18 protein-coding genes and 1 pseudogene are annotated in these 17,547 nt (G+C 48.0%); 4 read left to right on the forward strand and 15 right to left on the reverse strand.

Features of this window, described 5'->3' with window-relative positions:
* Positions 1-15: 15 nt before the first annotated feature.
* The 4 genes from thrB to yutH form a co-directional block, all read right to left on the reverse strand.
* Positions 16-945: a homoserine kinase gene (gene thrB / locus NYE42_RS16070; protein WP_040238923.1), complete on the reverse strand. Its 930-nt coding sequence runs from the start codon at positions 943-945 to the stop codon at positions 16-18.
* Complete coding sequence (gene thrC, locus NYE42_RS16075; RefSeq protein ID WP_032867132.1) at positions 942-2,000, reverse strand: threonine synthase; 1,059 nt, start codon at positions 1,998-2,000, stop codon at positions 942-944. The genes thrB and thrC overlap by 4 nt, the downstream gene beginning before the upstream one ends.
* A complete protein-coding gene (locus NYE42_RS16080) occupies positions 2,000-3,301 on the reverse strand; it encodes a homoserine dehydrogenase (RefSeq protein ID WP_003151938.1) in 1,302 nt (433 codons plus the stop codon). The genes thrC and NYE42_RS16080 overlap by 1 nt, the downstream gene beginning before the upstream one ends.
* Before the next feature lie 201 nt (positions 3,302-3,502).
* The gene (gene yutH, locus NYE42_RS16085) at positions 3,503-4,519 is read right to left on the reverse strand and encodes a spore coat putative kinase YutH (RefSeq protein ID WP_342497066.1); all 1,017 of its coding nucleotides are present in this window, start codon (positions 4,517-4,519) and stop codon (positions 3,503-3,505) included.
* 154 nt (positions 4,520-4,673) lie between these two features.
* On the opposite strand from yutH, the gene NYE42_RS16090 reads away from it, so the two are divergent.
* Positions 4,674-5,174, forward strand: coding sequence for a phosphatidylglycerophosphatase A (locus NYE42_RS16090; RefSeq protein WP_003151934.1), 501 nt, complete (start codon positions 4,674-4,676; stop codon positions 5,172-5,174).
* Positions 5,175-5,201: 27 nt separating this feature from the next.
* Here NYE42_RS16090 and NYE42_RS16095 read toward each other — a convergent pair whose 3' ends face one another.
* The 4 genes from NYE42_RS16095 to lipA all read right to left on the reverse strand — a co-directional run bounded on the left by NYE42_RS16095 (position 5,202) and on the right by lipA (position 7,855).
* Positions 5,202-5,972 carry a TIGR01457 family HAD-type hydrolase gene (locus NYE42_RS16095; protein WP_040238919.1) on the reverse strand — a complete coding sequence of 257 codons (771 nt, stop codon included), beginning with the start codon at positions 5,970-5,972 and terminating at the stop codon, positions 5,202-5,204.
* A 33-nt stretch (positions 5,973-6,005) separates the two neighbouring features.
* Positions 6,006-6,440, reverse strand: a complete 435-nt coding sequence (locus NYE42_RS16100; protein ID WP_020956293.1) for a DUF86 domain-containing protein — start codon at positions 6,438-6,440, stop codon at positions 6,006-6,008.
* A gap of 25 nt (positions 6,441-6,465) precedes the next feature.
* A complete protein-coding gene (locus tag NYE42_RS16105; protein WP_003151928.1) occupies positions 6,466-6,741 on the reverse strand; it encodes a YutD family protein in 276 nt (91 codons plus the stop codon).
* Positions 6,742-6,958: 217 nt separating this feature from the next.
* Positions 6,959-7,855, reverse strand: coding sequence for a lipoyl synthase (gene lipA, locus NYE42_RS16110; RefSeq protein WP_003151923.1), 897 nt, complete (start codon positions 7,853-7,855; stop codon positions 6,959-6,961).
* Between the two features lie 202 nt (positions 7,856-8,057).
* Here lipA and lytH point away from each other — a divergent pair, with 202 nt between their 5' ends.
* The gene (lytH, locus tag NYE42_RS16115) at positions 8,058-9,035 is read left to right on the forward strand and encodes an L-Ala--D-Glu endopeptidase (RefSeq protein WP_032876720.1); all 978 of its coding nucleotides are present in this window, start codon (positions 8,058-8,060) and stop codon (positions 9,033-9,035) included.
* Positions 9,036-9,072: 37 nt separating this feature from the next.
* On the opposite strand, the gene yunB is transcribed toward lytH, so the two are convergent.
* The 6 genes from yunB to NYE42_RS16145 all read right to left on the reverse strand — a co-directional run bounded on the left by yunB (position 9,073) and on the right by NYE42_RS16145 (position 14,879).
* Positions 9,073-9,831 carry a sporulation protein YunB gene (yunB, locus tag NYE42_RS16120; protein WP_020954305.1) on the reverse strand — a complete coding sequence of 253 codons (759 nt, stop codon included), beginning with the start codon at positions 9,829-9,831 and terminating at the stop codon, positions 9,073-9,075.
* A 126-nt stretch (positions 9,832-9,957) separates the two neighbouring features.
* Positions 9,958-11,352, reverse strand: a complete 1,395-nt coding sequence (locus tag NYE42_RS16125) for a bifunctional UDP-sugar hydrolase/5'-nucleotidase (RefSeq protein WP_020956294.1) — start codon at positions 11,350-11,352, stop codon at positions 9,958-9,960.
* Positions 11,353-11,369: 17 nt separating this feature from the next.
* Entirely contained in the window at positions 11,370-12,191 is an 822-nt protein-coding gene (locus NYE42_RS16130; RefSeq protein WP_007613562.1) for a sulfite exporter TauE/SafE family protein, read from the reverse strand.
* Positions 12,192-12,210: 19 nt separating this feature from the next.
* Positions 12,211-13,062 (reverse strand): DUF72 domain-containing protein, encoded by an 852-nt coding sequence (locus NYE42_RS16135; RefSeq protein ID WP_015240515.1) that lies wholly within the window; start codon positions 13,060-13,062, stop codon positions 12,211-12,213.
* A gap of 26 nt (positions 13,063-13,088) precedes the next feature.
* Entirely contained in the window at positions 13,089-13,442 is a 354-nt protein-coding gene (locus NYE42_RS16140; protein WP_007408736.1) for a hypothetical protein, read from the reverse strand.
* A 72-nt stretch (positions 13,443-13,514) separates the two neighbouring features.
* The gene (locus NYE42_RS16145; protein WP_352426585.1) at positions 13,515-14,879 is read right to left on the reverse strand and encodes an allantoinase; all 1,365 of its coding nucleotides are present in this window, start codon (positions 14,877-14,879) and stop codon (positions 13,515-13,517) included.
* A gap of 179 nt (positions 14,880-15,058) precedes the next feature.
* Here NYE42_RS16145 and NYE42_RS16150 point away from each other — a divergent pair, with 179 nt between their 5' ends.
* Entirely contained in the window at positions 15,059-16,654 is a 1,596-nt protein-coding gene (locus tag NYE42_RS16150) for a PucR family transcriptional regulator (protein ID WP_352426586.1), read from the forward strand.
* 144 nt (positions 16,655-16,798) lie between these two features.
* Here NYE42_RS16150 and NYE42_RS16155 read toward each other — a convergent pair.
* Positions 16,799-17,054, reverse strand: a pseudogene (locus NYE42_RS16155) (XkdF-like putative serine protease domain-containing protein); the annotation flags it as partial.
* Between the two features lie 98 nt (positions 17,055-17,152).
* Here NYE42_RS16155 and NYE42_RS16160 point away from each other — a divergent pair.
* A complete protein-coding gene (locus NYE42_RS16160) occupies positions 17,153-17,503 on the forward strand; it encodes a hypothetical protein (RefSeq protein ID WP_352426587.1) in 351 nt (116 codons plus the stop codon).
* The last annotated feature ends 44 nt before the right edge of the window (positions 17,504-17,547 follow it).

Here is a 17,547-nt window from a genome sequence, read left to right on the forward strand (position 1 = left end):
AACGCTTTTTTATCATTATACACTTTTCACCTGCTCTAAAGGATTCCGTTCAATTACGCTTCCTTCTGACGGGACGGTAAGCGCCGCAATCTCACAGTGGGGGAAATGCTCAGAAAGCTGTTTTCTCAGCTCTTCTCCCTTTCCTTTTTCAATCAGGACAAGAATCGTCGGTCCCGCTCCGCTCAGCGCCGTCCCGTAGGCGCCTTTCATTTCGGCCGCATGTTCCACCTTTGAAAGCTCAGGAACAAGCATGGCGCGGTACGGCTGATGGAGGATGTCTTTTCTCATCATTTTCCCGGCGAGCGCCCAGTCATTTGACATGATCGCAGCAACGAGAAGGTTGCTGACGGCGCTTGCTTTAACGGCGCGTCGGTACGGCAGCTCTTTCGGGAGCACGTCTCTTGCGTCCCTGGTCAGAACTTCGTAAAACGGAATCACTGCCACAACGTCGATATCCGCTTCGGCAACACGCACGATATGTGTTTCATCTTTTTCGTGAAGGCCGATCACAAGCCCTCCTGCAAGGGAAGCAGCGGCATTATCAGGGTGCCCCTCTTCAAGACTGGCTAAGTGCAGCTTGTCGCTTTCCGACAGCTGCAGGCCGCATAACTCATCCGCAAGCTCAATGGCGGCGACGATAGCGGCCGCGCTGCTTCCGAGACCCCGCGCAAGGGGGATGTCACTCCACACTTTGACATGGGCGGGCGGCAGCTCTTTCTGATAGCGGTCAGCCGTCCGTTTGGCGACTTGGTAGATGAGGTTGTCCGTTCCTTGAGGGATGCCCGCGACAGTTTCGGTTTCCGCCGAGAACTGCCATTCATCGTTTCGGAAAACCGAAAGCTTCAAATATCTGCTGAGCGCCATCCCGACGGAATCAAACCCAGGCCCTAAGTTGGCGGTGCTTCCCGGAACCGTAATGGAAAACAGCATCTCCGCCTCATTCATACACGCGCCGCTCCATTTAAGTATTCCAGAATACTGTCCTCATCTGTCGGCAGTGTAATCGGTTTTATGTCAGATACGTCTACAGCCGTGTTCGGATCTTTCAGGCCGTTTCCGGTCAAAACTGCGACAACCTTGCTGCCTTTTGGAATTTCACCGGATTTTACCTGTTTCAAAACGCCGGCGATGGATGCACAGGAGCCCGGTTCGGCAAACACGCCTTCTTCACGGGCAATCAGCTGATAAGCGTGAAGAATTTCTTCATCTGTGACTTCATCAATTTTCCCGGCTGATTCTTCCGCAGCGAGCACCGCTTTGTCCCAGCTGGCAGGATTCCCGATTCGGATTGCCGTCGCAACGGTCTCTGGATTTTTAATGACTTCGCCGCGGACGATAGCCGCAGAACCTTCCGCCTCAAAACCGCGCATTTTCGGAAGTCCGGTGCCGTTTTTCTCATGATATTCTTTGAACCCTTTCCAGTAGGCCGTGATATTCCCGGCGTTTCCTACCGGGATCGCCAGAATGTCCGGCGCTTCGCCGAGCTGTTCGCATACTTCAAAGGCCGCTGTTTTTTGCCCTTCAATCCGGTAAGGGTTTACTGAATTCACTAATGCAATCGGTGATTTTTCGCAAATCGACCGGACGATGGCCAGCGCGTCGTCAAAGTTTCCGTCAATCGCGATGATTTCCGCACCGTACATGACGGCCTGCGCAAGTTTTCCGAAGGCGATTTTTCCGTCCGGGATGATGACGATGCATTTCATGCCGGCTCTCGCCGCGTATGCCGCAGCTGCCGCGGATGTGTTCCCTGTAGAGGCGCACATGATGGTATCATTGCCTTCTTCTTTCGCTTTGGCGACCGCCATGACCATGCCGCGGTCTTTAAAGGATCCCGTCGGATTAACGCCCTCTGTTTTCACATGCAGTTCAATTCCGAGCTTTTCGGAAAGTTTCGGCAGGTGAATCAGCGGCGTGTTGCCTTCATGCAATGTCAGGGCCGGCGTCTGATCCGTCACCGGCAGAAATTCTTTATATTGATGGATGAGTCCTTTCCACATTAGCTCCAACCGTTCCCTTCTACGCGATATGTGCTTTTTACTTCTTGTACGACTTCGAGGTCATTTAAGTTTTGCAGAATGTCACTGAAATCTTCTTCCGATGTATGATGCGTGACGATGACGATTTCCGCGAGGTCGTCATGGCCTTTGATCGGCAGCTGCAGAATTTTTTCAAAGCTGACGCCGCGCTCTGAGAAGGCCGATGTGATTTTTGAAAAAGAGCCGACCTGGTCTTTGACGTGAATTCTTAAAAACTGCTGGGCATAGATATCAGACGGCTGCTTCAGATTTCTTTCAAACTGCGGGGCGACAAAGCTGTTTCCGTTTACGCCGAGACGCATGTTTTTCATGACCGCGACCAGATCGGAAACGACCGATGTCGCAGTCGGCATGCTTCCGGCTCCGGGGCCGTAAAACATCGTTTCGCCGACGGCTTCTCCGTACACGTAAACGGCATTAAACTCGTTATGCACCGCAGAGAGCGGATGATGATCCGGCAGCAGTGTCGGCTGAACGCTGACTTCGATTTTATTGTCATCACGCTGGGCGATGCCGATCAGCTTCATCGTATAGCCGAGCCGTTTGCTGAAGCTGATGTCTTCATCCGTTATCCGGGAAATTCCTTTTACTTTGACATCGTCCAGATCGACATTCATAGAGAAGCCGAGACGGGCTAAAATCGCCATCTTGCGTGCGGCATCGAGGCCTTCTACATCGGCGGTCGGGTCCGCTTCCGCGAATCCGAGATCCTGCGCTTCCTTCAGCACTTCTTCATACGGGCTTTTTTCTTTAATCATTTTCGTTAAGATAAAGTTCGTCGTTCCGTTGACGATTCCCATCATTTTTGTGATCCGGTCAGAGGAAAGGCCTTCTTCGAGCGTGCGTAAAATCGGGATTCCGCCGGCGACACTCGCTTCATAATACAAGTCACAGCCATTTTCCTTTGCGGCGGCTAAAAGCTCTGACCCGTATACGGCGATCAGATCTTTATTTGCGGTCACAACATGTTTTTTCGCTTTCAAGGCATCAAGAAGATATTGCTTCGTCTGTTCGACACCGCCGATGACTTCAATAATCACGTCGACTTCAGGGTCATCGATCACATCATAGACTTCTGTCGTCAGCACTTCTTTCGGCAGGTCTGCGTCTCGTTTTTTATCAATATCTTTAACTAGCACTTTTTTGATCGTCACCGGACAGCCGACCTGGTGCATAAGCTTATCCTGATGATCTTGTATAATTTTGACGACTCCGCTTCCCACGGTTCCCAGTCCTAACAGTCCAATACGAATCGCTTCCAAAGAGAAACTCCACCTTTCTTCCTTTTGTCCACTAGAAAAGGACAATTGTTAACCCTTCACAGACATTTAAGTTACAAATATTATATAAGCCCGCATTTGTTTTGACAAGCGGCTGAATATTGTTTCTACGGATATGAAAACGCTTAACACACTGATATGACAAGATTCCCTATTTTCTAAATATTTTTACGTCATATTTTCTTACGAACTGATTCCTTTTCCGAGCCACGCCACAGGCGGGACAAAAACCTGCGCCGACCTGACATTCATCATGTTGTGACATGTCTGTAAAAACTGTTCATAGCGGGTGCAGTCGGCAAGAATGTAGTCAAGCTGCTCTTCGTAATACTGTTTTTCAGAATCATGAGAAATGTAATAGCTCTCCACCGTCTCGAAGAAATGGAGCGGAAACAGCAGGCGGCTGTAAAACAGGCGTTTGGAAAAGGAGGATAACGGCGTAACTTGCTCATATTCCTGCAGAAACAAAAACCCATCTTTGAGCAGGTCGTCACGATGATACAAATATGTGTTGCGCATATATTCCGCAATATCACGGGCAGCATGGTCGAATACCCAATCGCCCGGAATGCGGATCAATGATTCCTCCGACCAGGTATCCCGTTCCATCCGCTGATGGCAGATTGTCCCCGAGTCTTCTGCGCCGGGATTGTCATCCAGCTCCGTATCCACTAAATATTGAATGGCGTTTTCCGCTAAGCCTGAATAATAAGGAAATGCTTCGATCATTTTCTTTTCGAACGGTTCAAGCGGAGACATATGAATTTTCTGCATCCAGAATGATTCCAGCTGATCCACCCGTTTTCCCCATAAGTCCTTCCATTGGCCGATCCTGCCCGCTTCTTTCACTTCGTACGGAAAACCCCGCCCTTTTCTGTGAAATTCGGCAAGCTCCCCTCCGACAGAAAACGACCGGTTTGAGACGGGAATCGGCGCTTTTAAGAGCGCATACGTTTTGCCTTCGTCCTCAAAGGTCAGTTCTCCTTCCTTCGTAAAGATAAACACTGAAACGTATGGGTCACTTTGTTCTTGTAAATACTGACTCATGTAGTAAAGCTCCGTCAGCTCTGATTGCGAAAACCCGGAAACGGGAATTATAAGAAAGAAGGAATTAGGCGTCTGGAAGCATTGGTATTTCTGATAAACGGAGAGCTGTCTGACGTGGATGCCGTATTTTTCTTTAATGATGCTTTTCATCATAATCACCTGCCTGAAAAATTAGAGCTATTCACATCGTAGTCATACGCCGGCGGAATTATGAATACATATTGTAATCCTTTGAATCAAGTGGAGAAACATCGTACACATCGGAAGAGTGTTGTATAAACTAGTAAAAAAAGATTGGGTGAAGCAAATGTCAGAAAAGGAACAACTGAATCAGGTGGAAGCTGTCGCCAGGGCGCGTTTAAAAGAACGGGGGGTTGAGACGGACGATATTGCCGAGCTGGTGTATTTCCTTCAAAAAAAATATCATCCTGATTTGACGATGGAGGTATGCAGGCTCAATGTGGACCGTGTCATCGCAAAACGCGAGGTGCAAAACGCCATTTTAACGGGAATAGAATTAGATGTGCTCGCCGAACAAAAAAAGCTGTCTGAACCGCTTCAGACTATTCTGGCCATTGATGAAAGCCTGTATGGGGTTGACGAGGTGCTCGCCTTCTCTATCGTGAATATATACGGCTCAATCGGCTTTACGAATTACGGCTACATTGACAAAGAAAAACCCGGCATTCTCGGGCGGTTAAATGATAAATCTACGGGCGAATGCCATACGTTTCTTGATGATATCGTCGGCGCAATCGCAGCAGCAGCTTCAAGCCGGCTTGCTCACAGCGCCAGAAATACAGAATAAGGACGGCCGTCATGGCCGTCCCTTTTTTTATAGATGTTCAATCCATTCGGTTAAAGAGTCAATCGCATATGTCGGCTTTTGGTCGTAATCTGCCATATGCTCACGCTTTGTCACTCCGGTATGAACCAGCAGCGTATCCATGCCCGCATTGATGCCGGCCATAATATCCGTTGCATAGTTATCGCCGACCATGAGTGTTTCGGAAATATCCGTTCCGAGCACACGCATCGCCTGTTCCATAATAATGGATTCAGGCTTGCCGATAAAGACAGGCTCAACGCCCGTTGACACCGTCAAAACGGATGTGAGCGAACCGTTCCCTGGTAAAAGCCCTCTTTCAGTCGGAATGGCAACGTCGCCGTTTGTTGAAATGAACCGGGCGCCGTTTCTGATCGCAAGGCATCCCGTTGCCAACTTTTCATATGTAATGCCGCGGTCGATTCCCACAACGACAAAGTCCGCGTTTTCTTCTCCGAAGCTCAGCCCGTTTTCTTCAATGGCCTGACGGATGCCTTCTTCGCCGATCACATACACCGACGCGTCTTCTTTCTCCTGGGCGATATGCTGCGCAGTCGCCATGCTCGTCGTGAAGACCTGCTCTTCAGATGCCGGAATGTCAAAGCTCATCAGCTTGTCCGCCACCTGCTTCGGCGTCCGGGAAGAATTGTTCGTCACGAATAAATACGGAATGCCGCGCGCTTTAAGCGTTCTCACGAATTCACACGCTTCTTCGATTTTTTCCGTCCCGTTGTACATTGTGCCGTCCAAATCTATCAAATATCCTTTATAATCCTTCATACTCAACACTCCTGTGGATTTTCTCACTCGTTGTTATTTAAATGCGGAAACAGGCCCTAATTCTGTTTCCAGGTAGGTTCTTACACGGGCCGGAAAGGCTTTCAGCACATCTCTGTTTGACGTGATCAGCGTAAACAGCTCCTGATGATCGGCGTGCTGATATTCCTGGACAAGCTGCTTTCTGGAAGAGATCAGCTGCTTCAGCTTATTTCCTTCATCCTCAGCTACCACCTTTTCATCCGTCAGAATATCCATGATGTCGTCATAACTCCCCGGATCGCGCATGATAAAGCCGTCAATCATATCATTTCCGACATCGAGAATGCATTCGATCATAAGATGGCTGATCCGCTCAAGCGCCCTTTTTTCGATCTCGCTCTCCCATGCAGGCGTGCTGTCAAACAGCGCCAGCTGGGTCTCAAAAAAACGGAGTGTTTGTTCGATATTATTTCTGTCAACAAAATACACGTGACAGCATCCCCTTCTGCATCAATTATTTTCTGATTCGTTTTAAAACAAAATACGCGCAGCCGAAATTGCAGTATTCGTAAATGTATTCGTCCAATGTGCTGATTTTCGTTTCAAAGGTTGCTTTTTGATTCTGGTCATCAAAGAAGCCTTTGAGCCGCAGCTGACTGTATCCCCAGTCTCCCACAATGTAATCATATTTATTTAATATGTCTGAATAGCGGGCTTTGAACGCTTCTTCATTAAAGCCGTTTTTAAAATCGTGTACGAGTTCAAACTCGGCATTTTGAATAAGAATCATGTCTTCACCTCTTTTATCACTCTTTACTATCATAATTCATTGACTTCTGTCCATCAATTGCAAAATGAGACGGTTCGGACGGACGGAGAATTTTTCCTCTTTATATCCAGTGTAGCGGTTCAGACGATCCTTATTCAAGAATGACTTTTTCCCTGCAAAAACGGCTCCATCACAAAAAACCCAAAACCTGCGGCGTTTTGGGTTTTTTCGGCTTATCTTATGCTTGGGCCTGGCGTTTTTTAGACGCTTCGTTCACTTGTTCATCCGCATGGTAGGAAGAACGGACAAGCGGGCCTGCTTCACAGTGGCTGAAGCCTTTTTGCATCGCGATTTCTTTCAGTTCGGCAAATTCGTCCGGATGATAATATTTTTGGACTTTTAAATGTTTTTTCGACGGCTGCAGGTATTGGCCGATCGCCATGATGTCGACATTGTTCGCAAGCAGGTCGTCCATCACTTCAATAATTTCTTCCTTCGTTTCGCCGAGACCGATCATAATGCTTGATTTCGTCGGGATGTCAGGCTGCATTTCTTTCGCACGGCGCAAGAATTCCAAAGAACGGTCATATGTTGCGCGGGCCCGGACTCTCGGTGTCAGGCGGCGGACGGTTTCAATGTTGTGGTTCAGAATATCAGGACGGGTATCCATTAATGTTTTCAGGTTGTCGTAATTTCCGCCCATATCGGATGGCAGCACTTCAATTGTCGTGAACGGGCTTTTTCTGCGGATCGCCCGGACCGTTTCCGCAAAGACGCCTGCTCCGCCGTCTTTCTGATCATCACGCGCTACGGCCGTGATGACGGCGTGTTTTAAATTCATCAGCGCGACGGAATCAGCTACGCGTTCCGGTTCCTGCAGATCCAGCTCGGTCGGCAGACCCGTTTTTACAGCGCAGAAGCGGCATGCTCTCGTACAGACGGAACCGAGAATCATGAACGTCGCCGTACGTCTGACAGCCCAGCATTCATGGATGTTCGGGCATTTTGCTTCTTCACATACGGTATGCAGATTATTTTCACGCATTAATTTTTTCAGACCCGTATAGTTTTCATTCGTGTTCAGCTTTATTTTGAGCCATTCCGGCTTTCTCAGATGCTCGTCTTTCTTTGCCATTTCCCCATCATCTCCATTATCCCTTTATTCATGTTCGTGTGCGAAAAATTTCTATTTCACGATGGATATAAAACTTGCGGATTTCTATTCAATAGTCACTTTAACATAGGAAAAATTTCTCGACAAGGGAAGAGAATTACTTACATTTTCTCGGATTGTTGCCGCAAACTATTTGTATTCAATCCTGAAAGGAGATCATGTTGTGAAAGTTCTGTTATCTGCTCTTCTCCTTTTATCAGTTTTCTGTCCGGCTGCAAGCGGAAAAGAACAATCGGCTCCTGTTTACGGCGAACGGATGCAGTTGTACCGCAAAGCCGAAGCAGTCACGCAGATTCCTTGGTATGTGCTTGCGGCAGTTGATCAATATGAAGAAAATGTCCGCTCAAACCGAAAGGATCTGCCGGAAAAAGCGGGAATCATCAGCATTTATATTCCGGATCATTTGTGGAGCGGCCCTGAAAATCCAAATCCTAAGGACGATGCGCCTCTCAGCATTAAAGTATTTGACGGGATCGGCCTGGACGGCGACGGCGACGGAAAAGCCGAGGTAAGCAATGATGAGGATATCCTTTATACATTTGCTCAGTATTTAGCGGGATTCGGAACCGATCTTGACCATATCCGCATCGGTCTCTGGAATTATTACCGCCGTGATCAGACGGTCGGCATTATCACCGAATTCATGACACTGTTTAAAACGTTCGGCCGCCTTGATCTCGGAGAGCACGCTTTTCCGCTTCCCGTGAAGACGGATTACAGCTACCGCAGCACATGGGGCGCCGCACGGGGTTTCGGCGGGCGCCGGATTCACGAAGGAACGGATCTGTTCGCTCATTACGGGCTCCCCGTCAGATCGACCTGCTACGGTATTGTTGAAATGAAGGGCTGGAACCGTTTCGGCGGCTGGAGAATCGGCATCAGGGATATCAATAACACGTATCACTACTTCGCTCACCTGAACGGCTTTGCAAAAGGTGTGCATAAAGGCCAGATCGTCAAACCCGGAGAGGTGATCGGCTCTGTCGGCAGTTCCGGGTACGGACCGCCGGGCACCGCGGGAAAATTTCCGCCGCATCTTCACTACGGGATGTATAAAGATAACGGCAGATCGGAATGGTCTTTTGATCCGTATCCCCATTTAAGGGCATGGGAACGAAAAGAAATCCGCAGGAAAAAGTAAACACACAGCCGCCAGGAAAGATTGCGGCTGTGTGTTTTTATTTATCTTTCTTCTGTTTTTCACTCGGCAGCTGGACGGAAGGCGTCACACCTGACCCGCCGCTTCCGTTATAAAACTGCGGCACCTCTCCTTGAATCGCTTTAATGGAGACCGGAATATTATTTGTCACGACTGATGTCTTACTGGCAAACGGAATAATGACCTTCACTTTTATTTCCACAAAAATACTGATATCGATCAGGGCATTGTTAATGCCATACGGCTTTATTTTTGTTTTCACATCAGTTAACGCATCACCGATCAGGTTAAAGCGCACGGGGATTTTCGGCCCCAGATTTCCGAGAATGCTGTTTCCCGTGACCTGCCCTAAGGGAATATCGATCATAATTTCATCGGCCGTTTTCGCGCCTTTTTCCGTTTCATGCTGCTTATTGTTCGACTCCGCTTCCTTCAGATGAGCCTGAAGCTGCTTTGTCACTTTCGCCTTCATGCTGTTGACCATTTGTGTATTAAAATCCATCGTTGTGACTTTTCCGTTTTCATCCGTTTTCATATCGACCATATCTTTCACATTGTCGCTGTGAGACATGTATTCTTCAATGGATTCCGTAATGACCTCTGTCGCCACCCGTTTGGTTTCCATTTCTCCTATGTTCATCAGCACCGGTTTGATTGAGGAGTTGATCATCCAAAGGCTGATGACCGTCGATATGATAAAAAAAGCAAACGACAGAAGAAGCACATATCGAAAAGGCAAAGGCCCTCTCTTGCGAAGAGCGCTCCGGTATCTAGGCAAGAAAAATCCCCCCTTACATATCACAATGTATGCTTGTAAGAGGGGACATAGTATTTTATTTTCACTCTTAAAAAGTCCCGCTTTCACTCATTCGGGTGAAATGGAACGGCGGGCAGCTACATGACATTACGGCTGCCGCGCGAGCTTCCAGGCGAGCAGATCCCTTAAAAACTCCGGCATAAAGTATTGCTTTTCTTTTGAATCGCGGATGTAAGGGAACAGCTTTCCGAGTGTAAACATATCGAGAACGGCAACCGAGTATATCCGCTCCGGATCAATCTCTTCTCCGTTCACTTTCACATTGAGGAGATGCGTCACACCGTCTTCAAGGATGCCGGCCTCTGCCTCCGCTCCGGCATATACCATCCTGCCCATCACTTCCCCGCGGAAGCCGAGGCCTTTTATCCGCAGCTGCTCCATTTGTTCCGAGGCAGCCTGGCTGATTGTTTCCTGAAGTTCTCTGCCTGAAAGACGAACGGCCACCGGATTGATCGGATGAGGGCAGATACGGTGCAGATCAAGCTTTGTGACAGGCCCCTTCTGTAAAGGCCCCAAAATAACGCCTGAATTCACCATGCTGACTTCACAGCCGCACCAGCTTTTCAGCGCTTCGGCTAATAGAAGCGGGAGCGGCGATTCCTCAAACCACTTCACACCGGCTTCTTCATTCAGGTTGGCGACTTGTTCGGAGAGCAGGTTTTCCGCTTCCCGTTCCTTCTCTTTCAGAAAAGCCGCCGTATCTTCAGATTCCCCTTGCCAATCAGCCATTTTCTGTACAGACGCCTGTTTGCTGACAATGGTTCGTGATTCACTTTCTATCGTCAGCTCGACACAGCCGACATAGTTCCCGTATTTCTCCGCACATGCAAGCAATACGCCGTTTATGTCCTGTCCGTCCTCAAGAAGGTGGTGCGTATGTGATTCAAGAATGACATCGATGTCCGGAAATTTTTCCGCTGCGGCCCGGTCATCGATCAGGCCTAAATGAGAAAGCAGAATGATGATGTCCGCTTTGCCCTTGATATCGTCAAGTGATTCTTGAATGCTTTTTTCCGCATCCGTCACCGTCCAGCCGAGTTTTTGATAGACGGGATAATACGGCACCGTGACGCCGAGTATGCCGGCGGTCATCCCGTTTTTCAGTGTTTTGATCACGTAGGGCTCGGCCCATTCCGGCCGCTGTCCATCCGCGTCAAACAGGTTGGACACAATGACGGGAAACGCGGCATGGGTATATAAATCCGCCAGCTCATCGTGAGGCAGCGTAATTCCTTCATTATTCCCGACGGCAGCCGCATCGATCTCAAGCCGGTTTAACAAGTCGACATTCGCTTTGCCGAAGGTCGCTTCCGTTATCATTTGGAATCGGTCCATATGATCGCCGATGTCGAATACGAGTGTTTCCTCCCCGTCTTTTTCATGTTCATTTCTCTTCTGCTCAATATAATGTACGATTTTCGGCCAATTTTCGAAATGGCTGTGCAAATCATTCGTATGATATAAACGGAGCTTCTCTAACATACCATCTCTCCTACCTTTTAGCTGAATATCCCTTGATAAATCAATTCACAGCCGATCAAAATCAAGACGACCCGCATGAAAAGCACGATCGTTTTCGTCTGCACCCGCTTATTAACCCACGCGCCCATTTTGCCGCCGAACCACGCGCCCGGAACGAGGCACAGCGCATACAGCCAATTGACATGGCCCTCTGCGATATGTGACACGGAACCCGTCACGGAGGATAAGAAAATAATGAGCATTGACGTCGCCACAGCCACTTTCGGCGGGAACAAAAATAACAGCATCATGGCCGGAACCATAAGAGAGCCGCCGCCAATGCCGAAAAGACCGCCCAATAAACCGACGAAAAAGGCAATCACGATACCGGTAAAAATACGGTACGAATATGTATAAAGCTCACCCGATTCATCCTCATATGTCCGGATCATGCCTTTATGCGCTTTATTGACCGGTTTTGCTTTCGCCTTCAGCATTAATGTAATGGAAATCAAAATCATAAAAAGTCCGAACCAGACGGAAAACGTATGCGCATTAAAAAGTTTAGACAAATACGCGCCGATGATGCTTCCCGGGCCGGAACCGATAAAAAAGATCAGTCCGCTTTTGTAGTCAACGGTTTTATATTTCATATAGGCCAGAGTTGATGACAGGCCCGTAAAAATAATCACCAAAAGGGACGTGCCGATGGCAGTCTGCGGTGTTACGTCATGGAAAAACGGAGTCATCGTGCTTAAATAGAGCATTGCCGGCACGATGATAATTCCTCCCCCAAGCCCGATCAGGCTGCCGACCGTTCCCGCGATAAATCCTAATATGATCAAAATAAGATAAGACATGTGTCTTGAAACCTCTTTTCTAGCTGAATAGGTCGAGCTGCTTCGGAGCAAGCCCGGTATATGAGATATTTAACATTTCAAGCATCTCAAGCCCGTTATCGGCAGCGTCTCCGCCTGAGTTATTATTGAAGAGCACATACAGATTGCGCGACTGTTTTTTCAGCACCTGAAGATTGTTTTTCCAATCTTTGAGCTCCTGTTTGTTATAGCGGTATAAATATCTGACCTCACGCCAGTTTTGTCCGCCGTCTGGTTTGATCCAGCCCTGTTTGTTCCGCCCGTGAAAACGGACAAGCGTTTTTTCTTCATCCGTTGCTTTCAGGACGGTCGGAATGCTGCCCTCGCCGATTTGCGGCTCGTCACATATGCTGTGAATCCAGCCTTCCTCCTTCATAAAGGAAAGCGTCTGTTCATAAAATGGCGGGGAAAACCAAGACCGGTTGCGGAATTCAAGCGCGCACGGGATATCGCCCATCTGCTGCCTGCACCATCTTAAATATGCGACGTTTTCTTTCTTGCAGTCAAACCACGGCGGGAATTGGAACAGCACCATGGCAAGCTTTCCATGCTCTATATACGGCGATAATGACAGCTTAAACGCCTCAAACATTTCTTCCTTCGATTCATAGGGAATATCGCCGCGCTGATGGCCCGTCATTCCTTGATATGCCTTAATGACAAATTGAAAAGATTCCGGCGTCTCTTTGACCCATCTTTCATTATTGCGGGCGGGCTGTATCGCGTAAAAGCTCGCGTCCAGCTCAACGATGGGAAAATGGGAGGAATACGCCTGCAGTTTTTGCGGGCCCGCTGTTTTAGGCGGATAGATGCTGTCATGATCCCCCCACCCCGTCAGTCCGATATAAATCACAATCCTTCACCTCTCACTCTAGTTTATCACAGGTGTTTTTCTCTTTCTGTTTCCATGTTTTTTCTGAATGCACTTTTCAGGAACCGATACTGATGTTCATTGGTGTCCGAAAATGCCTCATCTCTGGAAGAAAGAATGTGCTGATAGACGATCGGCTCTGAAAACTGACCGCTCGTGAAATCATATATCTCCCCGTCTATTCGGTTATAAAAATGCCAGCTTGTGCCGGTTTTTGTTTTGAGAATGTCACCGCCGTAAACATCTTGGATGACTAAAGCCGTCACGCCGCACTGGCCTTTGGCCGGGCAATCTTCCGTCCATTTTGTACTAGTCTTGCGCGACCAGGATGCCGTTAATATGTTCAAGATTTGATCATACAATGTGTTTTACTCCTTTTTATAAAAAGATACCACGAGACCCGCTTTCCAAACGACAAAAAAAGCCGATTCTCATCAGAGAATCGGCTCTTTTATTTGAGAAGGCTTCAGGAATGTTCCGAAAGCCCCGCTCTGCTTACGGCCTCCATCCTGATACACACAGCGTCCCTTGCTGTAGGTCGCAGCAATTCGGTATGGAAAGGTGCGGCCTTCATACAGGCTTTGCTTATGTTTGGAAAACATCGTTTCTTTTGTGACGGTAAAAGGTTCCGGCCGGACGATGGCAAAATCAGCGTCAAATCCCTCTTCAAGCCGTCCTTTATTCGTTAAACCGAAGCGCTTGGCAGGTGCTTCGGCCGTCCATCGGGCCACATGTTCAAACGGAATCCCATGATCGATCGCTAATTGAATCATGCCGAGAAGCGTAAATTGGCCTCCGCTGATCCCGCCCCACGACAGAAACATATTATCCTCGCGTTTCAAAGACGGATGACAGGGAGAATGATCCGAAGACACCATATCAATCAGGCCCTCAGCCAAAACTCCGATCAATTCCTCTTTATCCGCCTCTGAGCGGAGCGGCGGAGCGCATTTGGCGGCCGCCCCTTTTTTGAGGAAGTCTTCAAAGCTGAATAATAAGTAGTGCGGACACGTTTCAACGGTGACATCCAATCCGTCTTTTTTCGCCTGCTGAATGGAGAGCACGGCCCGTTTCGTGCTGATATGTACAAAATGAAGCGCGCATCCCGTCGCTCTTGCATATTCAATCGCCCGCTGCACAGCCTCGCATTCGGCTTCTTCCGGACGTGAGGAAGCGTAAGCGCGGGAATCAATTTTCCCTTGGAGCGCGTACTCGGCTTCAAGGAATCGGGTGAGGGCGTCGCTTTCTGCGTGCAGGGCCAAAATCTTGCCGCACGCTGCGATTTCCTTCATTCCCTTTAAAAGAGTCCGTTCATCGGCTGATTGAAATTCATCCGTTCCCGATTTAGACAGAAACGCTTTAAACCCGATTGCCCCCGCTTCTGCCATCGGCCGGATATGTTCGGTATATCCGGGCATCAAACCGCCCCAAAGCGCAAAATCAACCGCTGACTTCCGTTCGGCGATTTCCGCCTTTGCCAGCAGGTTTTCAGCAGTTACCGTCGAAGGGATGCAGTTAAGCGGCATATCAAAATAAGCCGTACAGCCGCCGGCAGCCAGCATGTTTGAGCCGGTTTCAATGCCTTCCCATTCTTCTCGGCCGGGTTCATTGAAATGGACGTGACAATCGACCGCGCCCGGAAACACATACATGCCGTCCGCCTGCACCACTTGTTCCGCGTTTTCGTCAATGCCGGGTCCGATCAAGGCGATTTTCCCGTCCTTGACGGCGATATCAGCCCGCTCTGTTCCGCCTTTTCGTACAGCTTTCGCACCCTTTACAATTACGTCATAGGCCATTTTATCTTCCTCCCTGTAAGGATGACGATTTTCTGTCAGTTTTTATCACAACATGCGTCTATGATTGCCAGTTTACTGCTACTATGATCGTAATACATCAGCAAAACCGCTATAATTTTTGATGATTTTTATTCATATTAACCAATGGTTGTCTTTAGAACCTGAAAGGAGACTGACTGATGAATATTTATGACGTGATGAAGATTCCCGCTTATGAGCGGGCAACATTAATCGCAGGCAAATCCGGCGGATGGAGGGGGGTGCAGCACGTCAACATGATGGATGCGCCGGACATCGCTGATTTTTTACATAAAAACGAATTGCTCGTCACCACGGCTTATCACTTGAAGGACCGCCCGCAGCTGTTGAAAGATTTGATCTGCCTCATGGCAAAACGGGGCTGCGCGGGACTGGGGATCAAAACGAAGCGTTATCTTAATGTCATTCCGAAAGATGCCGCGGAGCTTGCCGACCGGTATGAATTTCCGATTATTGAGCTGCCGGAAGACATCAGGCTCGGAGATATCGTCAACGCCACACTGAGCCATATTCTTGATATGCGTTCAAATGAGCTACAGCAGGCCATTTACGCCCATAAAAAATTCACAAACCACATCATGAGCGGCAAGGGGCTGCAATCCCTGCTTAAGAAGCTCTCAGACATTCTCCGGCTTCCCGTGCTGCTTTTGGATCAGCATACAAAACTCTTATCATCGTCCCACCGCATACCCATTGACACGTCTTTATTGAAACACATCTGTTATTCCCTTTCCGGGCCTTATTTCACCTGCTTTTCCATGCTGTCCGACAGAAAGGCGTATTCTGTCCTGCCGATTCTGAATGTTGAAAAAAACTGCGGTTATCTGGTGATTCCGGAGCTCGTGCAGACCGCTGATAAAGGCATGATTTTGACAATTGAACAGGCGGCCAACGTCATTTCCTTTGAACTGCTGAAAGAAAATGCCGTCAAACAATTCGGCAGACGGGCGCGCAATGAATTTTTCAGCAATTTCATCGACCGCTCGTTTACCGGCCATGAAGAAATCAAAAGCCGCGCCAAAGAATTCCGGCTCCGCTGGGATCAGAAATACATGTGCATTTGCGGAAAACTCGACCGAAATGAGAAAACGATCAGCTTTACCGAAAATCAGCTCGTTTCCGATCATGTATTTGATCTGCTTGAAGGGGAGCTGTCATCCTTCCCATTTCCCCCTCATCTCTTTATTAAAGGAAATGTCGGTATTCTTTTAATTGAAGCGACAGACAGCTGGAATGAAATGCACGCGTCTGTCATCAGCTTTTTGGAGCAGTTTCAAAAGCAGGTCCGGACGCAGTTTAAACGGACTGTCTCCTTCGGCATCTCAAACATATGCCAAAAGCTGATCGACGTCCCTGACGCTTTTACTGAAGCTTCAGACGCCATTTCATCCGGGCATTTGTCCAGAAGCGCGGAGTTTATTCAAATCTATCATGCCAAAGACGTGCCGGAGCTGCTCCGCCTGCTTCCGGCGGAAGATGTGAAGAAATTTTACCAAGCCACCCTCCAAAGCCTGGCCGACCGGCAAAAGGAGGACCAGAGCCTGCTTCATACGCTGTCTGTTTATCTGGAGACCCACTGCCAGATTTCAGAAACGGCTAAGCGCCTGTACGTCCATCGAAATACGGTGATCTATCGTTTAGAAAAATGCGAGGAACTGCTCGGCAAAAGCTTAAAAGATCCGGAGACGACGATGCGCCTGCGGCTCGCGCTGAGAATGCAGCGGCTGATCGGTTAAGGAATCGTTAGAGACAGGGATGCGGGTGTTCTCCCGCATCCTATTTAAGAGGGATTCATTCAGCTAAATTCTCAAAATGCTGCCATCAAAATCTGCTTCCAGTGATGTCATCAGGCTTTTTCTAATATCCGGGATGCAACCGATAATCTCACCCTTTTTAATTTCATCCCAAATTGCCTCGGAACCTTTGTCACAAGCACCCATGATCCTTTTTTGATGGTTTCGCCATTCATTTAAAAATCAGCGGGGAGCGACATAAGACTCAACCACTTCACCAACGCCGCCCTGAAAGTCATGTTGCTTTTCCTTTTCTGATTTCATAAAAAAACTGCTTTTGATTAGCAGCCTTGTCTACGTAAGAAACATGTGTGATTTTTGCATTTATCAGTTCTCTTGGCATGTGTTCACTCATTTCAAAGAATATTTAACAATTTCTCCATTGTTACATTTCCGTTAAGTGTTATTTTTATCCTATAAAAGACAAAAGGAGGTTTCACTTTGAAACTAGCTAAAAATGCTTTGTTATCACTTGCAATTGTTTCATTCGTTTTCGCGCCTTTTTTTAACTCTTCAGCATCAGCTGCCGGGCCCACTACTAAAGTGAATAAGAACATATGGGACCCAACAGAAACCCGTATCACCTTAAAAGTTGGAGATGTAAGAACTTTTGCTAATGCAGGTAACCACATTTCCTTTAATCCGCTCACAAAACCCAATGCTATTAAATATACAACGTTAGGTAGCATCAGCACTGTCCAAGTCTTTGCAGTAGCTAAAGGACAAGCATACATCGAATTCTATGATGACTCCTTCACTTGGAGAACCCGATACTATTTTTTTGTTGAGTAATAACCTGAAGAGATAGATTCTATCTCTTCTTTTTAATTAAATGA

It is taken from the genome of Bacillus sp. FSL K6-2865, assembly GCF_040311405.1.
Lineage (GTDB): Bacteria > Bacillota > Bacilli > Bacillales > Bacillaceae > Bacillus > Bacillus velezensis.

Bases quoted from the DNA above. Each gene is read 5' to 3' on its own strand.
- thrB (WP_040238923.1), bottom strand. From the start codon at position 945: ATGAATGAGGCGGAGATGCTGTTTTCCATTACGGTTCCGGGAAGCACC.
- thrC (WP_032867132.1), bottom strand. From the start codon at position 2,000: ATGTGGAAAGGACTCATCCATCAATATAAAGAATTTCTGCCGGTGACG.
- yutH (WP_342497066.1), bottom strand. From the start codon at position 4,519: ATGATGAAAAGCATCATTAAAGAAAAATACGGCATCCACGTCAGACAG.
- NYE42_RS16090 (WP_003151934.1), top strand. From the start codon at position 4,674: ATGTCAGAAAAGGAACAACTGAATCAGGTGGAAGCTGTCGCCAGGGCG.
- NYE42_RS16095 (WP_040238919.1), bottom strand. From the start codon at position 5,972: ATGAAGGATTATAAAGGATATTTGATAGATTTGGACGGCACAATGTAC.
- NYE42_RS16105 (WP_003151928.1), bottom strand. From the start codon at position 6,741: ATGATTCTTATTCAAAATGCCGAGTTTGAACTCGTACACGATTTTAAA.
- lipA (WP_003151923.1), bottom strand. From the start codon at position 7,855: ATGGCAAAGAAAGACGAGCATCTGAGAAAGCCGGAATGGCTCAAAATA.
- NYE42_RS16125 (WP_020956294.1), bottom strand. From the start codon at position 11,352: ATGTTAGAGAAGCTCCGTTTATATCATACGAATGATTTGCACAGCCAT.
- NYE42_RS16130 (WP_007613562.1), bottom strand. From the start codon at position 12,191: ATGTCTTATCTTATTTTGATCATATTAGGATTTATCGCGGGAACGGTC.
- NYE42_RS16145 (WP_352426585.1), bottom strand. From the start codon at position 14,879: ATGGCCTATGACGTAATTGTAAAGGGTGCGAAAGCTGTACGAAAAGGC.
- NYE42_RS16150 (WP_352426586.1), top strand. From the start codon at position 15,059: ATGAATATTTATGACGTGATGAAGATTCCCGCTTATGAGCGGGCAACA.